Here is a 15479-nt window from a genome sequence, read left to right on the forward strand (position 1 = left end):
ATCGGTTTCCCGGCCATCGTGCGAACAATCGCCGACGTCCTGAGCGCCGCCGACCAGTGGGCCGCAGAACCCGCTACCGTGGAAGACGTACTCGACGCGCAGCGCTGGGCCCGGGAACACGCCCGGCATGCGGTCACACAGGAGGTTCTACCAACTCGATGATGTTCGGTATCGGCATAGTGCTGTTCGCGCTCGCCATCCTGATTTCGGTGGCGTTGCATGAATGCGGCCACATGTGGGCCGCGCTGCGCACCGGGATGAAGGTGCGCCGTTACTTCGTGGGCTTCGGCCCGACCCTGTGGTCGACCCGCCGCGGTGAAACCGAATACGGTCTCAAAGCCATCCCGGCCGGTGGTTTCTGCGACATCGCGGGCATGACGTCGGTCGAAGAGTTGCAGCCCGACGAGCGTGACCGCGCGATGTACAAGCAGAAGACGTGGAAGCGGGTCGCGGTGCTATTCGCCGGGCCCGGCATGAACTTCGTCATCGGCTTGGTGCTGATCTATGCCATCGCGGTGATCTGGGGGCTGCCGAATCTGCATCCCACCGCCGTCATCGGCCAAACAGCCTGTGCAGCAGCAGAAATCAAGCAGGGCGACTTCGCGAAGTGCACGGGTGATGGCCCGGCGGCGGCCGCCGGCATCCGGGCCGGCGATGTGGTGCTCAAGGTCGGTGACACCCCGGTGACCGACTTTTCCGACATGGCGGTCGCAGTGCAGAAGCTGCACGGCACGGTTCCGATCGTGATCAAGCGCGACGGCCAGATGATGACCAAATACGTCGACATCGCCCAGCGGCAGCGCTGGGTCAGCGACGGTAAGAGCGCGAAACCGGCGAACATCGGCGTGATGGGTGTCGTCGGCACACCGTCCGGGCCGACCCACTACAACCCGATCAGCGCCGTGCCGGCCACCTTCACCTTCACCGGCGATCTGACTGTGCTGCTGGGCAAGTCGCTGGTCGCGATTCCCACCAAGGTCGGCGCGCTGATCCACGCGATCGGCGGCGGGCAGCGTTCCTTGGACACCCCGATCAGCGTTGTCGGAGCGAGCATCATCGGCGGAGACACCGTGGACCACGGCGTCTGGATGGCGTTCTGGTTGTTCTTGGCGCAGCTGAACTTCATCTTGGGCGTCATCAACCTGGTGCCACTGCTGCCGTTCGACGGCGGGCACATCGCCATCGCGCTGTATGAGAAGCTGCGCAACGTCATTCGTTCGGCCCGCGGCAAAGTCGCCGCGGCGCCGGTGAACTACCTCAAACTGATGCCCGCGACCTACGTAGTGTTGGTTCTGGTGGTCGGTTACATGCTGTTGACGGTGACCGCCGATGTGGTCAACCCGATCCGGCTGTTCCAGTAGCGCGGGCGTGAGCCCGGAGCGACACCGAGAAGGAAAGCGAGAGAAGGCAAAACAGTGACCACAGGTCTGGGTATGCCGGCGGCCCCGGCGCCCACGCTGGCGCCGCGTCGCAAGACGCGCCAGCTGATGGTCCGCGACGTCGGTGTCGGTAGCGACAGCCCGATTTCGGTGCAGTCGATGTGCACCACCAAAACCCACGACGTCAACTCGACCTTGCAGCAGATCGCCGAGCTGACAGCCGCCGGCTGCGACATCGTCCGAGTCGCGTGCCCGCGCCAGGAAGACGCCGACGCGCTGGCCGCCATTGCCACGAAAAGCCAGATCCCCGTCATCGCCGACATCCACTTCCAGCCGAAGTACATCTTCGCCGCGATCGACGCCGGCTGCGCTGCGGTGCGGGTAAACCCCGGCAACATCAAGGAATTCGACGGCCGGGTCGGTGAAGTCGCCAAAGCCGCTGGCGCCGCCGGCATTCCGATCCGCATCGGCGTCAATGCCGGCTCGCTGGACAAGCGGTTCATGGACAAGTACGGCAAGGCAACACCCGAGGCGCTGGTCGAGTCGGCGCTGTGGGAGGCTTCGCTGTTCGAGGACCACGGCTTCGGCAACATCAAGATCAGCGTCAAGCACAACGACCCGGTGGTGATGGTCGCGGCCTACGAGCAGCTCGCCGCGCAGTGCGACTATCCACTGCACCTCGGCGTCACCGAGGCCGGTCCGGCCTTCCAGGGCACCATCAAGTCCGCGGTCGCGTTCGGAGCCCTGCTGTCCCGGGGGATCGGCGACACCATTCGGGTGTCACTGTCGGCCCCACCGGTCGAGGAAGTCAAGGTCGGCACTCAGATTCTCGAGTCGCTGAACCTCCGGCCGCGTGGACTGGAGATCGTGTCCTGTCCGTCGTGCGGTCGGGCTCAGGTCGACGTCTACCGCCTGGCCAACGAAGTCACCGCCGGTCTGGATGGACTCGATGTGCCGCTGCGGGTGGCCGTCATGGGCTGCGTGGTCAACGGGCCGGGGGAGGCGCGCGAGGCCGACCTCGGCGTCGCCTCGGGTAACGGCAAGGGCCAGATTTTCGTCCGCGGTGAAGTGATCAAGACCGTGCCCGAAGCGCAGATCGTCGAGACGCTGATCGAAGAGGCAATGCGATTGGCCGCCGAGCTGGACACAGGGCCAACGCCAAGCGGTTCGCCGGTTGTGACCGTAAGCTGACAGTGGTCTAATCGGGCCGAGTATCCGTCTCAGAAAGAGTCAGTATGTCGGCTCCGCCCATCCGCCGCATGGTCAGCGAGCGACGGGTGTCGGTAGTGCGCGACGGCGCTTCGGTCCGCCGCGTTTTCGATGACGACCCGGTCGGCTCGTGCATGGTCGCCGCACGGGTGGCCGATCATGGCTTGGACTCCAACTCGATTGGCGGAGAGTTGTGGACGCGCCGCGGGCCCCAGGAGTCGTTGTGCTACGCCGGCGCCAACCTGATTCCATTGCGCGGTCGGCTCGACGATATGTACGCGTTCGCCGATGCGGCGCTGACCGCGTCGCGGCGATGCTCGTCACTCGTCGGCCGGGCCGAGCTGGTGATGCCGATGTGGCAGCGACTCGAGCCGGCCTGGGGCCCGGCGCGCGACGTGCGTGACCGTCAGCCGTTGATGTCGCTGACCACGATGCCGACCTGTGCGATCGACCCGGGTGTGCGCCAGGTCAAGCCCGACGAACTCGACACTTATCTGGTGGCGGCCATCGACATGTTCATCGGCGAGGTGGGTGTCGACCCACGGCTCGGTGACGGCGGCCGGGGGTACCGGCGGCGGGTCGCGAGTCTGATCGCGGCCGGCCGGGCGTGGGCCCGCTTCGAGAACGGCGAGGTGGTCTTCAAGGCGGAGGTGGGATCGCAATCGCCGACGGTCAGCCAGATCCAGGGTGTCTGGGTGCATCCGGAGTGGCGTGGCCGAGGCCTGGGGACGGCGGGGACGGCGACTCTGGCCGCGGTGGTTGTCGGCACCGGGCGCATTGCCAGCCTGTACGTCAACGACTTCAACACGGTCGCGAAGGCTACCTACGACCGAATCGGCTTCGTCGAGGTCGGCACCTTCGCCACCGTCCTGCTGGACTGAGGTGCGAACCGGGCACGCTCATGCGCCGGTGCCGAGATCGACGTTAGAGCGGCCGCCACTCGCACTTCTGTTGCCTGACGTCGATCTCGTGCGGACCAGGCCGCTATAACGGTTCAGTCTCGGTGTGTCGCCATCAGGACTGCTTTCACTGTCTTAACATCAGCCACAATGGCAACAAAAATCACAGTGGCATCAGCTGCCACATTCGGTGTCGTGGTTCTGCTGACCACATCCGCCGTCTCAGCGTGCACTCCGCGGCCCGAAGGGCCCGCGCCGGCGGCCGAGCGGTTCTTCGCTGCGTTAGCCACCGGCGACACCGCCGCGGCGGCCGAGCTCAGCGACAATCCCAGCGATGCGCGCGAAGCGCTCAACGCGGCGTGGGCCGGCCTGCAGGCCACCCATTTGGACACCCAGGTCCTCGGCTCGAAGTACACCGACGACACCGGCTCGGTGAGCTACCGCTACACCTGGCATCTGCCGAAGAACCGAACCTGGACCTACGACGGCAAGCTGAAGATGGCCCGCTACGAAGGTCATTGGCAGATCCGCTGGAACAGCACCGATCTACACCCTCGCCTTGGCGAGCACCAGACACTGGCGTTGCGGGCCGACGCCCCGAAACGTGCGTCGGTGAACGAGGTCGGCGGCACCGACGTGCTGGCACCCGGCTACCTCTATCACTACACGCTCGACGCTTCCAAGGCCGGCGCATTCCTGATCAGCACCGCACGATCCGTGATCGACGTGCTGCACCCGCTTGACGACATCCTCAACGACCCGCAACGGCTGGCCGAGCAGGCCAGCGGCACCGGCAAACCGGTCGATCTGATCACGCTGCGCGTCGACGACAACAACAGGATCGCCCCGGCGCTCAGCAGTCTGCCCGGTGTGGTGATCACCCCGCAGGCCGAGCTGCTGCCGACGGACTATCACTTCGCCCCGGCCCTGATCAATCAGGTGAAGAAGGCGGTGATCGACCAACTCGACGGCCAGGCAGGCTGGCGGGTGGTCAGCATCAACCAGAACAAGGTCGATCTGGCGGTGCTGCACGAGGTCGAGCCGGCGCCGGCGCCGTCGGTGTCGATCAGCCTGGACCGGGCCGTGCAGAACGCCGCTCAGCACGCCGTGGACAACCAGGGTCGCCAGGCGATGATCGTCGTGATCAAACCCTCGACGGGGGAGATCCTTGCCGTCGCACAGAATTCCGCGGCCGACGCAGTGGGCCCGCTCGCCACCACCGGCCTCTACCCACCGGGGTCGACGTTCAAGATGGTCACCGCGGGTGCGGCCCTCGAGCGTGATATGGCAAGCCCCAACACGCTTTTGGCCTGCCCCGGGCATATCGACATCGGACAGCGAATTGTGCCCAACTACGGCGGATTCGACTTGGGCACGGTGCCGATGTCGCGGGCGTTCGCCAGTTCGTGCAACACCACGTTCGCCGAACTGGCCAGCCAAATGCCGCCGCGGGGGTTGACGCAGGCCGCCAACCAGTACGGCATCGGACTGGACTACCAGGTCGACGGAATCAGCACGGTCACCGGATCGGTGCCTCCGACAGTCGATTTGGCCGAGCGCACCGAGGATGGCTTCGGCCAGGGCAAGGTGTTGGCCTCACCGTTCGGGATGGCGATGGTCGCAGCGACCGTGGCCGCCGGGAAGACGCCGGTGCCCAAGCTCATTGAGGGACGGCCGACCGCGATCACCGGCGACACCACACCGATCAGCGAGAAGATGATCGAAGGTCTGCGTCCGATGATGCGGTTGGTGGTCACCAACGGCACCGGTAAGGAGATCGCCGGCTGCGGCGAGGTGTACGGGAAGACCGGTGAGGCCGAGTTTCCCGGCGGTTCGCATTCCTGGTTCGCGGGTTACCGCGGCGATCTGGCCTTCGCGTCGCTGATCGTCGGGGGAGGCAGCTCCGAGTATGCGGTGCGGATGACCAAGTTCATGTTCGAGTCGATGCCCGCCGACTACCTGGCCTGAAAGCCGTTCGGCAGCAATCGTTTAGACAAAGAACAGCCTGTCACCCGGCCGCGAGGGGCCGACCGGGTGACAGGATTTGTTCGCCGAGCAAGCGGACTCCGGGGGCTCCAGGATTCACCACTGCTGGCTCGACGCTTGGCGTCTGAACCGGTGGGGACGTTGCCCCCCACCCCCACCGGTCCAGACAGCCACCTCTTCTGCAGAGGTGGATTTATTCCGGGATCAGCCTCAGAACGGAGGCGAGCCCAACAGGATTTCAATGACCGGGCTGAGCAGGAAGCCCAAGCCGGTTGGGTTGAGCAGGAAAGCATCCAGTTCCGTGGCGAGATAGCCGAGGCTGTCGTCGGGAACAAGATACCCGCCACCGGCGAGGGTGCCGATGATGTCGGGGTCGGTTTGGACTACAAACGCATTGTGGTCGAGGCTGAAGATCAGGTCAGCGATGGCGTGGTCGTTGTTGGACTGGAACGTGTCGACATATTGATCGAACGCCAACGCTTGGCCCGGATTTTGGTCGAACAGTTGCGTATCCAGGGATGCGTTGTCCAAGCCCGCCGCGGTCGGGTAACCCGGTGTGCCGGTGGCCCCGAAAAGGTCCGAATAGCCGTCAGTGTCGGCGTAGGCGTTGCCCATGCTGAGGAACGCGGCGACAGCTGCGCCGGCCACAGCAGCGCTGACGCCCATTGCGGTAGAGTGCTTCCGACTCATGTGCGAGCCTCCAATCTCGGTTTCTCTCGATGTGGATTGTGGGGTTGCGGTCCCACAGCCGGGTGGCTCGCACATGAGTCCTTCTCCCCCTCATGGCGGACGAGCCCTCGACGGCCGAAGCATATAACAGGTTGAGCGCGGTGTTAAGCGAATTTCTAATAAAAAACTCAGACGAACCTGTAACCCCGTTAAGTCTCCTCTTAGGTGCAGTTCGAGGCTGTTCTAACGTTAAGCAGCTGAAATAACGCGGGTGCCCGACGGTGTGTCAGGTCGCCGAACCGGAACGCCGGGCGCCGAAGAAGCAGCTAGGCGCCTTGTAATGTCGGGGAGTGGGTCGTGCCGAGTCGGAGCCGGCGGCGCTCGAACGACTCTGGCGCTTCGTCGCGCTATCCTACATATGTTGAAAATATCCGGAAAATCAGACTCTGGACCCGAGTATCCGGAGGGGTTATCTGAGAAGCGCCGACATTGGTTTTTGACACTTTGTTCTATAACGTCGATTTAATAAACAGGACCGTAGTCATCGCCATTAAAGAGTAATGGCTTGACCGAAACACGTCGAAGCACTGGTTTAGCTCACGGGCCGTTTCCGTACTTTTGGTATCAACTGACCCCTCTGGGCGGGGAGCTTGTCTGGGGTCTGCGCGCGCGTGACGGCGGTAGATTGATATCGCTATGACGCGTCCTGATGAACTGTCCGAATTGCGGGTATCCGATGCTGACCGCAACGGCACGCTGCGCCGTTTGCACAACGCGGTTGCACTGGGGTTGATCGACATCACCGAGTTCGAGGAGCGGTCCTCGCAGGTGTCTTACGCGCGCACCCGCAATGAGCTGGACCGCCTCGTGGGTGACCTGCCCGGGCCGGGGGCGATCGTCACCTCCGCCGCCGACCGAGTCGAGCTGCGCGGCTGGGCCGGTTCACTCAAGCGCCACGGAGAGTGGACAGTGCCAACCCGACTCGCGCTGGTACGGCGAATGGGCTCGGTCGAGCTGGATCTGGTCAACGCCAGGTTCGCCGGGCCGGTGGTCGTCATCGAACTCGACATGCGGTTCGGCTCGGTCGAGATTCGATTGCCCGACGGCGCGAGCGCGTCCATCGACGACGTCGAGGTCTACGGCGGCAGCGCCAGCGACCGGCGGAAGATCGCACCGGCTGAGGGCACCCCGCACGTGGTGTTGACCGGCCGGGTGGTGTGCGGCTCGGTCAAGATCAAAGGCCCGCGCCGGTCGCTCGTGCGCCGCCGTGGCCGCGCCTGACTCCGCCGGGGACAGATACCCTGACACCATGCCTGTTCGTTCTGTACTGTCGGCCGGCGTCGTCTCGCCGACGCTGCCGGTGCCCAAGTCGATCCCCCGCCCGGAATACGTCGGCAAGCCGACGGCGCGGGAGGGCACCGAGCCATGGGTGCAGACGCCCGAGGTGATCGAGAAGATGCGGGTTGCCGGGCAGATCGCTGCGCGTGCACTCGCCGAGGCGGGCAAGGCCGTCGCGCCCGGTGTGACGACCGATGCGCTGGACCGCATCGCTCACGACTACATGGTCGACCACGGCGCGTACCCATCGACGTTGGGCTATAAGGGTTATCCCAAGTCGTGCTGCACGTCGCTGAACGAAGTCATCTGCCACGGCATCCCCGACTCGACGGTGATCGAAGACGGCGACATCGTCAACATCGATGTCACCGCGTACATCGACGGTGTGCACGGTGACACCAACGCGACCTTTCTGGCCGGCGACGTCTCCGAGGAGCACCGCCTGCTCGTCGAGCGGACCCACGAGGCGACGATGCGAGCGATCAAAGCCGTCAAGCCGGGCCGTGCGCTGTCGGTGGTCGGCCGCATCATCGAGTCGTACGCAAACCGGTTCGGCTACAACGTGGTTCGCGACTTCACCGGCCACGGCATCGGTACCACCTTCCACAACGGGTTGGTCGTGCTGCACTATGACGAGCCTGCTGTCACCACCATCCTCGAACCGGGAATGACGTTCACCATCGAACCGATGATCAACCTCGGAGCGCTGGACTACGAAATCTGGGACGACGACTGGACGGTGGTCACCACAGACCGCAAGTGGACCGCGCAATTCGAGCACACCTTGCTGGTCACCGACTCCGGCGCGGAAATCCTCACCCTTCCGTGACATCCCGCCCGTGAGCGGTGCGCTGCTGGTCGCCGGCACCACATCCGACGCGGGCAAATCGATGGTGGTCGCCGGACTCTGCCGGTTGCTGGTGCGCAAAGGAATTCGAGTTGCGCCGTTCAAGGCGCAGAACATGTCCAACAACTCCGCGGTGACCGTGGAGGGCGGTGAGATCGGCCGCGCCCAGGCGATGCAGGCCCGCGCGCCGGCTTGGCCCCCAGTGTGCGATTCAACCCAATTCTGCTCAAACCCGGCAGCGACATGACCTCGCAGCTGGTGATAAGGGGACAGGTCGCGGGGGTGGCCACGGCCGCCGAGTACTGGTCCGATCGCAACAAACTATCGGCGGTCGTCCAGGACGAATTAGCGCAATTACGAACCGACTTCGACGTGGTGATCTGCGAAGGCGCCGGGTCTCCGGCTGAAATCAACTTGCGTGCAACGGACTTGGTGAACATGGGTCTTGCCCGCGCCGCGAACCTGCCGGTGGTCATCGTCGGCGACATCGATCGCGGCGGGCTGCTCGCGCACCTGTTCGGGACGGTGGCCGTGCTCGACCCAGGTGACCAGGCGCTGATCGCCGGATTCATCGTGAACAAGTTCCGCGGCGACGTCTCGCTGCTGGAACCCGGGCTGCACCAACTCGCCGAACTCAGCGGCCGTCCCACCTACGGGGTGCTGCCCTACACCGACGACCTGTGGCTCGATACCGAGGACGCGGTCCCGGTGTTGGCGCACCGCGTACTGGGCACACCGAGACCGCCTCGCGGCGACCAGTGGCTTCGGATCGCGGTGCTGCGGCTGCCCCGGATCTCCAACTCCACCGACGTCGAGGCGCTGGCCTGCGAACCCGGCGTGCTGGTGCGCTGGGTACGGGAACCCGCCGACCTGGCCGATACCGACGTGATCCTGGTGCCGGGTACCAAATCCACGGTCGCCGATCTGAGCTGGATGCGTGATCGTGCCCTCGACCAGGCCGTTCGCACGCATGCTGCTACGGGTCGGGCCGTGCTGGGCATTTGCGGTGGCTTCCAGATGCTGTGCCGGTCGATCGACGACACGGTCGAAAGCCGGTCGGGCCGGGTCGAGGCGATGGGGATGCTCGACGCTGACATAGTGTTCGCGCCCGACAAGGTGCTGCGCCGCCGGCAGGGAGCGCTGCACGGCTACGAGATCCACAACGGGCGGGTGGCCCGCTGCTCGGAGGCCGCCTGGTTCGAGGTGGACGGATCACCCGAGGGGTATCAGCGCGGCCAGGTATTCGGGACGCATTGGCACGGTCTGTTCGACAACGACGACTTCCGAAGGCAGTGGCTGACTCTCGCCGCGGCGGCAGCAGGCCGGGACGGATTCGTCGTCGCCGACGACGTCAATGTGGCCGCGCGACGGGACGCTCAGCTCGATCTGATGGCCGATTTGCTCGATGCCCATCTCGACGTCGACGCCATCGCCGGACTGCTCGACACCGGGCCGCCGCCGCGTCCGACAATCGTTTCCGCGCTGCGCTGACCACAGCGGTTGTCGGCCATCAGTTCGATATTGCCAGAACGTTTCCAATTGCCCCACGGCTAACGATCCGCACGAAAACGGCCCGCACGCGGGGCAATTCACTGTAATTTGCTGTGGTGCCTTCGACGATGATGACTACCGTCGACGGGTTTCCCATCCAGGTCTGCGACACCGGTCCGGAGAAGGGCTCCGTCGTGGTGCTCTTGTGTGCGGCCCAGCGGGCACTCACCGCGTATGAGGCGGTGTGCGAGCGTCTGCACACGGCGTCGCTGCGCACGATTGTCGTCGGCCCGGACACACGCCTGACGCCGAAGTCGGTGGTCGGCATTCTCGACGTGCTGGACGTCAGTTGGGGCGTGCTGGTCGGCGACCGCGACGGCGCCGAGCTGGCGTGGGAGCTGGCCGCGACGAGGCTGGACCGGTTCACCGGCCTGGTAGTCATCGACCGTGGTCACCCCCGGGTCGCCGACCCCGCCGGCGTGGTTCGCGACGACCACTGCCCACCGGTCGAGATCAACACAACCGCGCTGGTCAGCAACTCCGCCGCGCATTCCGTGGCGCGCGAGAGCCAGCGGTTCGTCTACGGCGATTACCGCGTGGTGGAGTTGCTCGGACGACGCAATGCGCAGGAGTCGACGGCGCAGCTGGCTGCCGAGATCGTCCTGCGCACCAGCACCTGGTGACGGACACGGCCAACGGAATGAGCTTGTCGCGAGACGAACTCGAGCGACTCGTGGCTGCCGGTGACGTCGATACCGTCATAGTCGCGTTCAGCGACATGCTGGGCCGGCTGATGGGCAAGCGGGTGTCAGCGCGGTTCTTCATCGACGAGGTGGCCGAGTCCGGCGCCGAAGCCTGCAACTACCTGTTCGCCGTCGACGTCGAGATGAACACCGTCGAGGGATACGCCATGTCGGGCTGGAAGTCCGGATACGGCGACATGGTGATGCGACCGGACCTGTCGACGCTGCGGCGGGCGCCGTGGCTGCCAGGCACGGCGCTGGTGCTCGCCGATTTGATGAGGCACGACGGCAGCCCTATCGAACCCTCACCGCGCCAGGTCTTGCAGCGCCAGCTGGACCGCTTGAACCAGCACGGTCTGCGGGCCTACGTCGCCACTGAACTGGAATTCATGGTTTTCGACGACACGTATCGACAGGCCTGGGCCAATGGCTATCGCGAGCTGACACCGGCCAGCGACTACAACCTGGACTACGCGGTGATGGCCTCGAGCCGCCTCGAGCCGCTGTTGCGGGATATCCGCCAGCACATGCAAGGCGCGGGACTGCAGTGGGAGGCCGTCAAGGGGGAGTGCAACAAGGGACAGCAAGAGCTCGGGTTCCGCTACGACGAGGCGCTGGTCAGCTGTGACAACCACGGCGTCTACAAGAACGGCGCGAAGGAAATCGCCGACCAGCACGGCAAATCGCTGACGTTCATGGCGAAATACGATGAGCACGAAGGCAACAGCTGCCACATTCACATGTCGCTGAGGTCGGCCGATGGATCCGCGGTGGCCGCCGAGAACGGTCAACCGTTCGGTATTTCGCCGATGTTCCACAGTTTTATCGCGGGCCAGTTGGCCACATTGCGGGAGCTGACACTGCAGTATGCGCCGAACATCAACTCCTACAAGCGGTTTGTCGATCGCAGCTTCGCGCCCACGGTGGTGGCGTGGGGCTTGGACAACCGGACCTGCGCACTGCGCGTCGTCGGTCACGGCGACAACTTGCGGGTGGAATGCCGGGTGCCCGGCGGTGACGTCAACCAGTACCTGGCCGTGGCGGCGCTCATCGCCGGCGGACTGCACGGTATCGAAAACAGCCTGGAGTTACCGAAACCGTGCTCCGGCAATGCGTACGAGATGGCGGGCGCCGAGCGTCTGCCCGGTACGCTGGCCGAAGCTGCGACGCTGTTCGATGCCTCAGCGGTCGCTCGGCAGGCGTTCGGCGATGAAGTGGTTGATCACTACGTCAACTACGCCCGCGTCGAGGTGGACGCGTTCAATGCGGCAGTTACCGACTGGGAGAGGGTTCGCGGGTTTGAGCGGTTCTGACAAGCCTCCGGTCATCGGTCTGACCACCTACCTGAACCGAGCGCAACTGGGCGTCTGGGACGTGCCCGCCAGTTTCCTTCCGGCCGTCTACTTTCAAGGTGTCACCGCCGCCGGTGGGGTGGCCGTGCTGCTGCCGCCGCAGCCGGTGGATCCCGAGATCGCCGACCGTGTTCTCGATGGCCTGCACGCGCTGCTGATCACCGGCGGCAAGGACGTCGATCCCGCTGCCTACGGTCAAGAGCCGCATCCGAGCACAGACCCACCCGGAGGCCAGCGCGACGCCTGGGAGTTCGCGCTGTTGCGGGGCGCGCTCCAGCGGGAGCTTCCGGTGCTGGGCATCTGCCGCGGCGCGCAGGTGCTCAACGTCGCACTGGGCGGGACGCTGCATCAGCACCTGCCCGACCTCATCGGCCACAGCGGACACCGAGCCGGCAACGCCGTATTCAGCAGGTTGCCGGTGCGCACCGTGGCCGGCACAAGGCTGGCCGCGTTGGTCGGCGAATCCGTTGACGCGCGGTGCTATCACCACCAGTCCATCGCCGATCTCGGCGACGGACTGGTGGTCAGCGCCTGGGATGCCGATGGTGTGATCGAGGCACTGGAGCTGCCCGGGCCGAGCTTCGTGCTCGCAGTGCAGTGGCATCCAGAGGAAAGTCTGGACGACCTGCGGCTGTTCTCGGCGATCGTCGAGGCGGCCCAGGCATACGCGAGCGGACCGGTGAGTTCATGAGTGTGGACCTGAGTCGACGGCTGGCCGACAAGATCGCCGTGGTGACGGGCGGGGGCGGCGGCATCGGGCTGGCGTCGGCGCGCCGTCTTCATGCCGAAGGGGCCACCGTAGTCATCGGCGACATCGACGAGCGTACTGGTACCGCGGCGGCTGACGAACTGGGCGGACTCTTTGTGCCAGTTGATGTTTCGGATGAAGCCTCGGTCAACGGGCTCTATGACACCACGGCCGACCGCTACGGCTCGATCGACATCGCGGTCAACAACGCCGGCATCTCGCCACCGGATGACGACCTGATCGAGAACACCGAGCTACCGGCGTGGCAGAAGGTGCAAGACGTCAACCTGAAATCGGTGTACCTGTGCTGCCGGGCCGTGCTGCGGCACATGGCGCCGCGAGGGCACGGGTCGATCGTCAACATCGCCTCATTCGTCGCGGTGATGGGATCGGCCACTTCGCAGATCTCCTATACCGCGTCCAAAGGCGGGGTGTTGGCGATGTCGCGAGAACTCGGTGTGCAATTCGCCCGGCAGGGCATTCGGGTCAACGCGCTGTGCCCCGGGCCGGTGAACACTCCACTGCTGCAAGAGCTTTTCGCCAAGGACCCCGAACGCGCGGCCCGGCGGATGGTGCACGTTCCAATGGGCCGATTCGGTGAAGCCCACGAGATTGCCGCTGTCGTCGCGTTTTTGGCCAGCGATGACGCATCATTCATCACTGCGGCGACCTACTTGGTGGACGGCGGCATCAGCGCCGCCTACACCACCCCGCTGTAGCGCCGCCGGTCAACCCGCTGACGGTGGGTGTGCCATCACCGTCGGGCGGATCCCATACCGGGGAGTGGCGGCCCCGAAGCGGCTTCCGGCCGTATTGGCGGACGGCATCCCGGGTATGCCGGCCGCGACTGCGGGCGCAGCGGCTGGCGGCACGCCTCCCAGCGCAGCCCCGGAGAGGCCGGACAGCGGGCTCAGCGTGGGGGGGACCACAGTCCAACTAGGCGGCACCGCCAACGCTCCGATCGCGGTACCCCGGCCCAGAGCGGCTGACACCGCGCCGGCACTCCCCAATTCGCCGACTCCGGAGGCTGGGGCCGCCAGCGCACCGCCCAGTCCGTCGGCCGCAGCCGCTCCCAGCACCCCATCAGCGGCCTTAGCGGCGTCAGCCCCCATACCTTGGAGCCCGGGGATCTCCGACAGGGTCCCGAGCCAGTTGCCCGGCATGTAGAAACCGGAGGAAAAGATCGTATTGAGGCCGTTGGTATTCAAGAAGGCGCCCAACGGGGAACCGTCGGCTCCGGATAGAAAATTCAGGATTCCGGCTGGGGTGGTGAGGTTCGATCCACCTAGTCCGAGCCAGTTCATGATGCCGCTGAGACCCGACCCCGACGACGTCGCAGGCGAGGCGAGCCCTTGCAGTGCAGCGGGGACCGAGGTCACCAACTGCGACAGCGGCGCCGATGCTCCCGCGCCAGCTGCTTGACTGGCAGTGGTGGTCGCCGGCGGCGCGGCGAACGGCGTCAATGTCGATGCGGCCGCTGAAGATCCGGCGTAGCCGTACATCGTCGCGGCGTCTTGGGCCCACATCTCGGCGTAGTGGGCTTCGGTCGTCGCGATCGCCGGGGTGTTCTGGCCGAGGATGTTGGTGGCGATCAATGATGCCAGCAACGTGCGGTTGGCCGCGATGACCGCCGGCGCAACCGTCGAGCTGAACGCGGCTTCGTATGCACTGGCCGCCGCTTTCGCCTGGTCGGCGGCCTGTTCGGCTTGCGCGGCGGTGGCATTCATCCAGGACACGTATGGTGCGGCGGCGGCCACCATGGACGCCGAGGCCCGCCCTCGCCACGGGCCGCTGGCGAGGCCGGAGATCGCCGACCCGTAATCGCCTGCGGCCCAGGATACCTCGGCCGCCAGGCTGTCCCACGACGCGGCCGCCGCTATCATCGGACCCGAACCTGGACCGGTGTACATCAGAGCGGAGTTGACTTCTGGCGGTAATGTTGCGAAATCCATTGCAAATCCTCCTATCCGGTAGCAACCGCGTTGGTGGCCTCGGTGGTGGCATACGAATCGGCCCCGGCCGCCAACATCGTTACGAACGTCTGGTGAATCGCCGCAGCTTGAGCGCTAACCGCCTGGTAGGCGTGCGCATGTGCGGCGAATTGCATTGCCGTCAAGGCAGATACCTCGTCGGAGGCGGGCGGGATCAGACCGGTGGTCGGTGCCACCGCCGCGGTGTTCTGCGCTTGAAGTCGCAAACCGACGGATTGAAGGTTTTCCGCCGCGGTGGATAAGAGCTCCGGTACAATGGATACGAACGCCATGGTTTTCTCCTTTGATTTTGGGCGCACGACGACAACGCAAGCCCAAGGCGTGGACTTGCGTGAAAAATGTTTCGGCGCAGGCTGATTGCAGACAGCAAGCACCCGCAACGGGGACCGGATGGAAATCTGCGGTCATCGATGTGTGTCGGCGGCGAAAGCCACCGGTTCAGCTCAGGGCTGTAACGATCTTGGGTTCCGCACCCGGGCCGGGTGCGGCGGTGATCGCGACCTGGGGTGAACCCAAGCCGACTTGTCGTCGACGCGTCTCAGCCGACGCGCTCGGCCTGCACCGTCCACTTCTCCTCGATGCGCCCGTAGCGCCAGATCAGCAAGGCGCCGGCCCACGTGACCACGAACAGGCCGACGATGAGAAAACCGATTGCGTTGAGATCGATGCCGCCCAGCCAGCTCCAGAATCCACTGGTCCAGCCGAACTGTTCGGCCAGCAGTCCGAGTAATTCGACGGTGCCGATGAGCAGCGCGACGACCACCGACAGGCCGGTGATGGTGATGTTGTAGTAGACCTTGCGAACCGGATTCGAAAAGGCCCAGCCA

Annotated in this window: 13 protein-coding genes and 3 pseudogenes; 12 read left to right on the forward strand and 4 right to left on the reverse strand. The window is 65.2% G+C overall.

Features of this window, described 5'->3' with window-relative positions; genetic code table 11:
* The 5 genes and pseudogenes from VGH54_RS00025 to VGH54_RS00045 form a co-directional block, all read left to right on the forward strand.
* Positions 1-162, forward strand: a pseudogene (locus VGH54_RS00025) (1-deoxy-D-xylulose-5-phosphate reductoisomerase); the annotation flags it as partial.
* Positions 159-1361, forward strand: coding sequence for a M50 family metallopeptidase (locus tag VGH54_RS00030; protein ID WP_331509897.1), 1203 nt, complete (start codon positions 159-161; stop codon positions 1359-1361). The pseudogene VGH54_RS00025 and the gene VGH54_RS00030, both read left to right, overlap by 4 nt.
* Positions 1362-1415: 54 nt before the next feature.
* Positions 1416-2570 carry a flavodoxin-dependent (E)-4-hydroxy-3-methylbut-2-enyl-diphosphate synthase gene (gene ispG, locus VGH54_RS00035; RefSeq protein WP_331509898.1) on the forward strand — a complete coding sequence of 385 codons (1155 nt, stop codon included), beginning with the start codon at positions 1416-1418 and terminating at the stop codon, positions 2568-2570.
* A 44-nt stretch (positions 2571-2614) separates the two neighbouring features.
* Entirely contained in the window at positions 2615-3469 is an 855-nt protein-coding gene (locus VGH54_RS00040; protein WP_331509899.1) for a GNAT family N-acetyltransferase, read from the forward strand.
* 168 nt (positions 3470-3637) lie between these two features.
* Positions 3638-5455, forward strand: a complete 1818-nt coding sequence (locus VGH54_RS00045; RefSeq protein WP_331509900.1) for a penicillin-binding transpeptidase domain-containing protein — start codon at positions 3638-3640, stop codon at positions 5453-5455.
* A gap of 228 nt (positions 5456-5683) precedes the next feature.
* Here the strand turns inward: VGH54_RS00045 and VGH54_RS00050 are convergent, their stop codons facing one another.
* Entirely contained in the window at positions 5684-6163 is a 480-nt protein-coding gene (locus tag VGH54_RS00050) for a hypothetical protein (protein WP_331509901.1), read from the reverse strand.
* Between the two features lie 675 nt (positions 6164-6838).
* Between VGH54_RS00050 and VGH54_RS00055 the strand changes: the two genes are divergently transcribed.
* The 7 genes and pseudogenes from VGH54_RS00055 to VGH54_RS00085 all read left to right on the forward strand — a co-directional run bounded on the left by VGH54_RS00055 (position 6839) and on the right by VGH54_RS00085 (position 13380).
* Entirely contained in the window at positions 6839-7423 is a 585-nt protein-coding gene (locus VGH54_RS00055; RefSeq protein ID WP_331509902.1) for a DUF1707 domain-containing protein, read from the forward strand.
* Between the two features lie 28 nt (positions 7424-7451).
* On the forward strand, positions 7452-8309 hold the full coding sequence (gene map, locus VGH54_RS00060) for a type I methionyl aminopeptidase (protein WP_331509903.1): 858 nt from the start codon (positions 7452-7454) through the stop codon (positions 8307-8309).
* A gap of 61 nt (positions 8310-8370) precedes the next feature.
* Positions 8371-9818, forward strand: a pseudogene (locus tag VGH54_RS00065) (cobyric acid synthase).
* Positions 9819-9949: 131 nt separating this feature from the next.
* On the forward strand, positions 9950-10501 hold the full coding sequence (locus tag VGH54_RS00070; RefSeq protein ID WP_331509908.1) for an alpha/beta hydrolase: 552 nt from the start codon (positions 9950-9952) through the stop codon (positions 10499-10501).
* Between the two features lie 17 nt (positions 10502-10518).
* Positions 10519-11874 (forward strand): glutamine synthetase family protein, encoded by a 1356-nt coding sequence (locus VGH54_RS00075; protein ID WP_331509909.1) that lies wholly within the window; start codon positions 10519-10521, stop codon positions 11872-11874.
* Positions 11825-12604 carry a gamma-glutamyl-gamma-aminobutyrate hydrolase family protein gene (locus tag VGH54_RS00080; protein WP_331509904.1) on the forward strand — a complete coding sequence of 260 codons (780 nt, stop codon included), beginning with the start codon at positions 11825-11827 and terminating at the stop codon, positions 12602-12604. The genes VGH54_RS00075 and VGH54_RS00080 overlap by 50 nt, the downstream gene beginning before the upstream one ends.
* The gene (locus tag VGH54_RS00085; RefSeq protein WP_331509905.1) at positions 12601-13380 is read left to right on the forward strand and encodes a 3-oxoacyl-ACP reductase; all 780 of its coding nucleotides are present in this window, start codon (positions 12601-12603) and stop codon (positions 13378-13380) included. Before VGH54_RS00080 ends, VGH54_RS00085 begins: the two co-directional genes overlap by 4 nt.
* Before the next feature lie 9 nt (positions 13381-13389).
* Here the strand turns inward: VGH54_RS00085 and VGH54_RS00090 are convergent, their stop codons facing one another.
* From VGH54_RS00090 to VGH54_RS00100, 3 genes and pseudogenes are all read right to left on the reverse strand, one after another.
* On the reverse strand, positions 13390-14613 hold the full coding sequence (locus VGH54_RS00090; RefSeq protein WP_331509906.1) for a PPE family protein: 1224 nt from the start codon (positions 14611-14613) through the stop codon (positions 13390-13392).
* An 11-nt stretch (positions 14614-14624) separates the two neighbouring features.
* Positions 14625-14924, reverse strand: a complete 300-nt coding sequence (locus VGH54_RS00095; protein ID WP_331509907.1) for a PE family protein — start codon at positions 14922-14924, stop codon at positions 14625-14627.
* Between the two features lie 266 nt (positions 14925-15190).
* Positions 15191-15479, reverse strand: a pseudogene (locus VGH54_RS00100) (HoxN/HupN/NixA family nickel/cobalt transporter); the annotation flags it as partial.

The organism is Mycobacterium sp., assembly GCF_036488105.1.
Classification (GTDB): Bacteria; Actinomycetota; Actinomycetes; order Mycobacteriales; family Mycobacteriaceae; genus Mycobacterium.

Excerpts from the sequence above, each read along its gene's own strand:
- VGH54_RS00050 (WP_331509901.1), bottom strand. The coding sequence starts at position 6,163 with ATGAGTCGGAAGCACTCTACCGCAATGGGCGTCAGCGCTGCTGTGGCC.
- VGH54_RS00090 (WP_331509906.1), bottom strand. The coding sequence starts at position 14,613 with ATGGATTTCGCAACATTACCGCCAGAAGTCAACTCCGCTCTGATGTAC.
- VGH54_RS00070 (WP_331509908.1), top strand. The coding sequence starts at position 9,950 with ATGACTACCGTCGACGGGTTTCCCATCCAGGTCTGCGACACCGGTCCG.
- VGH54_RS00075 (WP_331509909.1), top strand. The coding sequence starts at position 10,519 with ATGAGCTTGTCGCGAGACGAACTCGAGCGACTCGTGGCTGCCGGTGAC.
- VGH54_RS00040 (WP_331509899.1), top strand. The coding sequence starts at position 2,615 with ATGTCGGCTCCGCCCATCCGCCGCATGGTCAGCGAGCGACGGGTGTCG.
- map (WP_331509903.1), top strand. The coding sequence starts at position 7,452 with ATGCCTGTTCGTTCTGTACTGTCGGCCGGCGTCGTCTCGCCGACGCTG.
- VGH54_RS00095 (WP_331509907.1), bottom strand. The coding sequence starts at position 14,924 with ATGGCGTTCGTATCCATTGTACCGGAGCTCTTATCCACCGCGGCGGAA.
- VGH54_RS00055 (WP_331509902.1), top strand. The coding sequence starts at position 6,839 with ATGACGCGTCCTGATGAACTGTCCGAATTGCGGGTATCCGATGCTGAC.
- VGH54_RS00030 (WP_331509897.1), top strand. The coding sequence starts at position 159 with ATGATGTTCGGTATCGGCATAGTGCTGTTCGCGCTCGCCATCCTGATT.
- VGH54_RS00045 (WP_331509900.1), top strand. The coding sequence starts at position 3,638 with ATGGCAACAAAAATCACAGTGGCATCAGCTGCCACATTCGGTGTCGTG.
- VGH54_RS00080 (WP_331509904.1), top strand. The coding sequence starts at position 11,825 with ATGCGGCAGTTACCGACTGGGAGAGGGTTCGCGGGTTTGAGCGGTTCT.
- VGH54_RS00085 (WP_331509905.1), top strand. The coding sequence starts at position 12,601 with ATGAGTGTGGACCTGAGTCGACGGCTGGCCGACAAGATCGCCGTGGTG.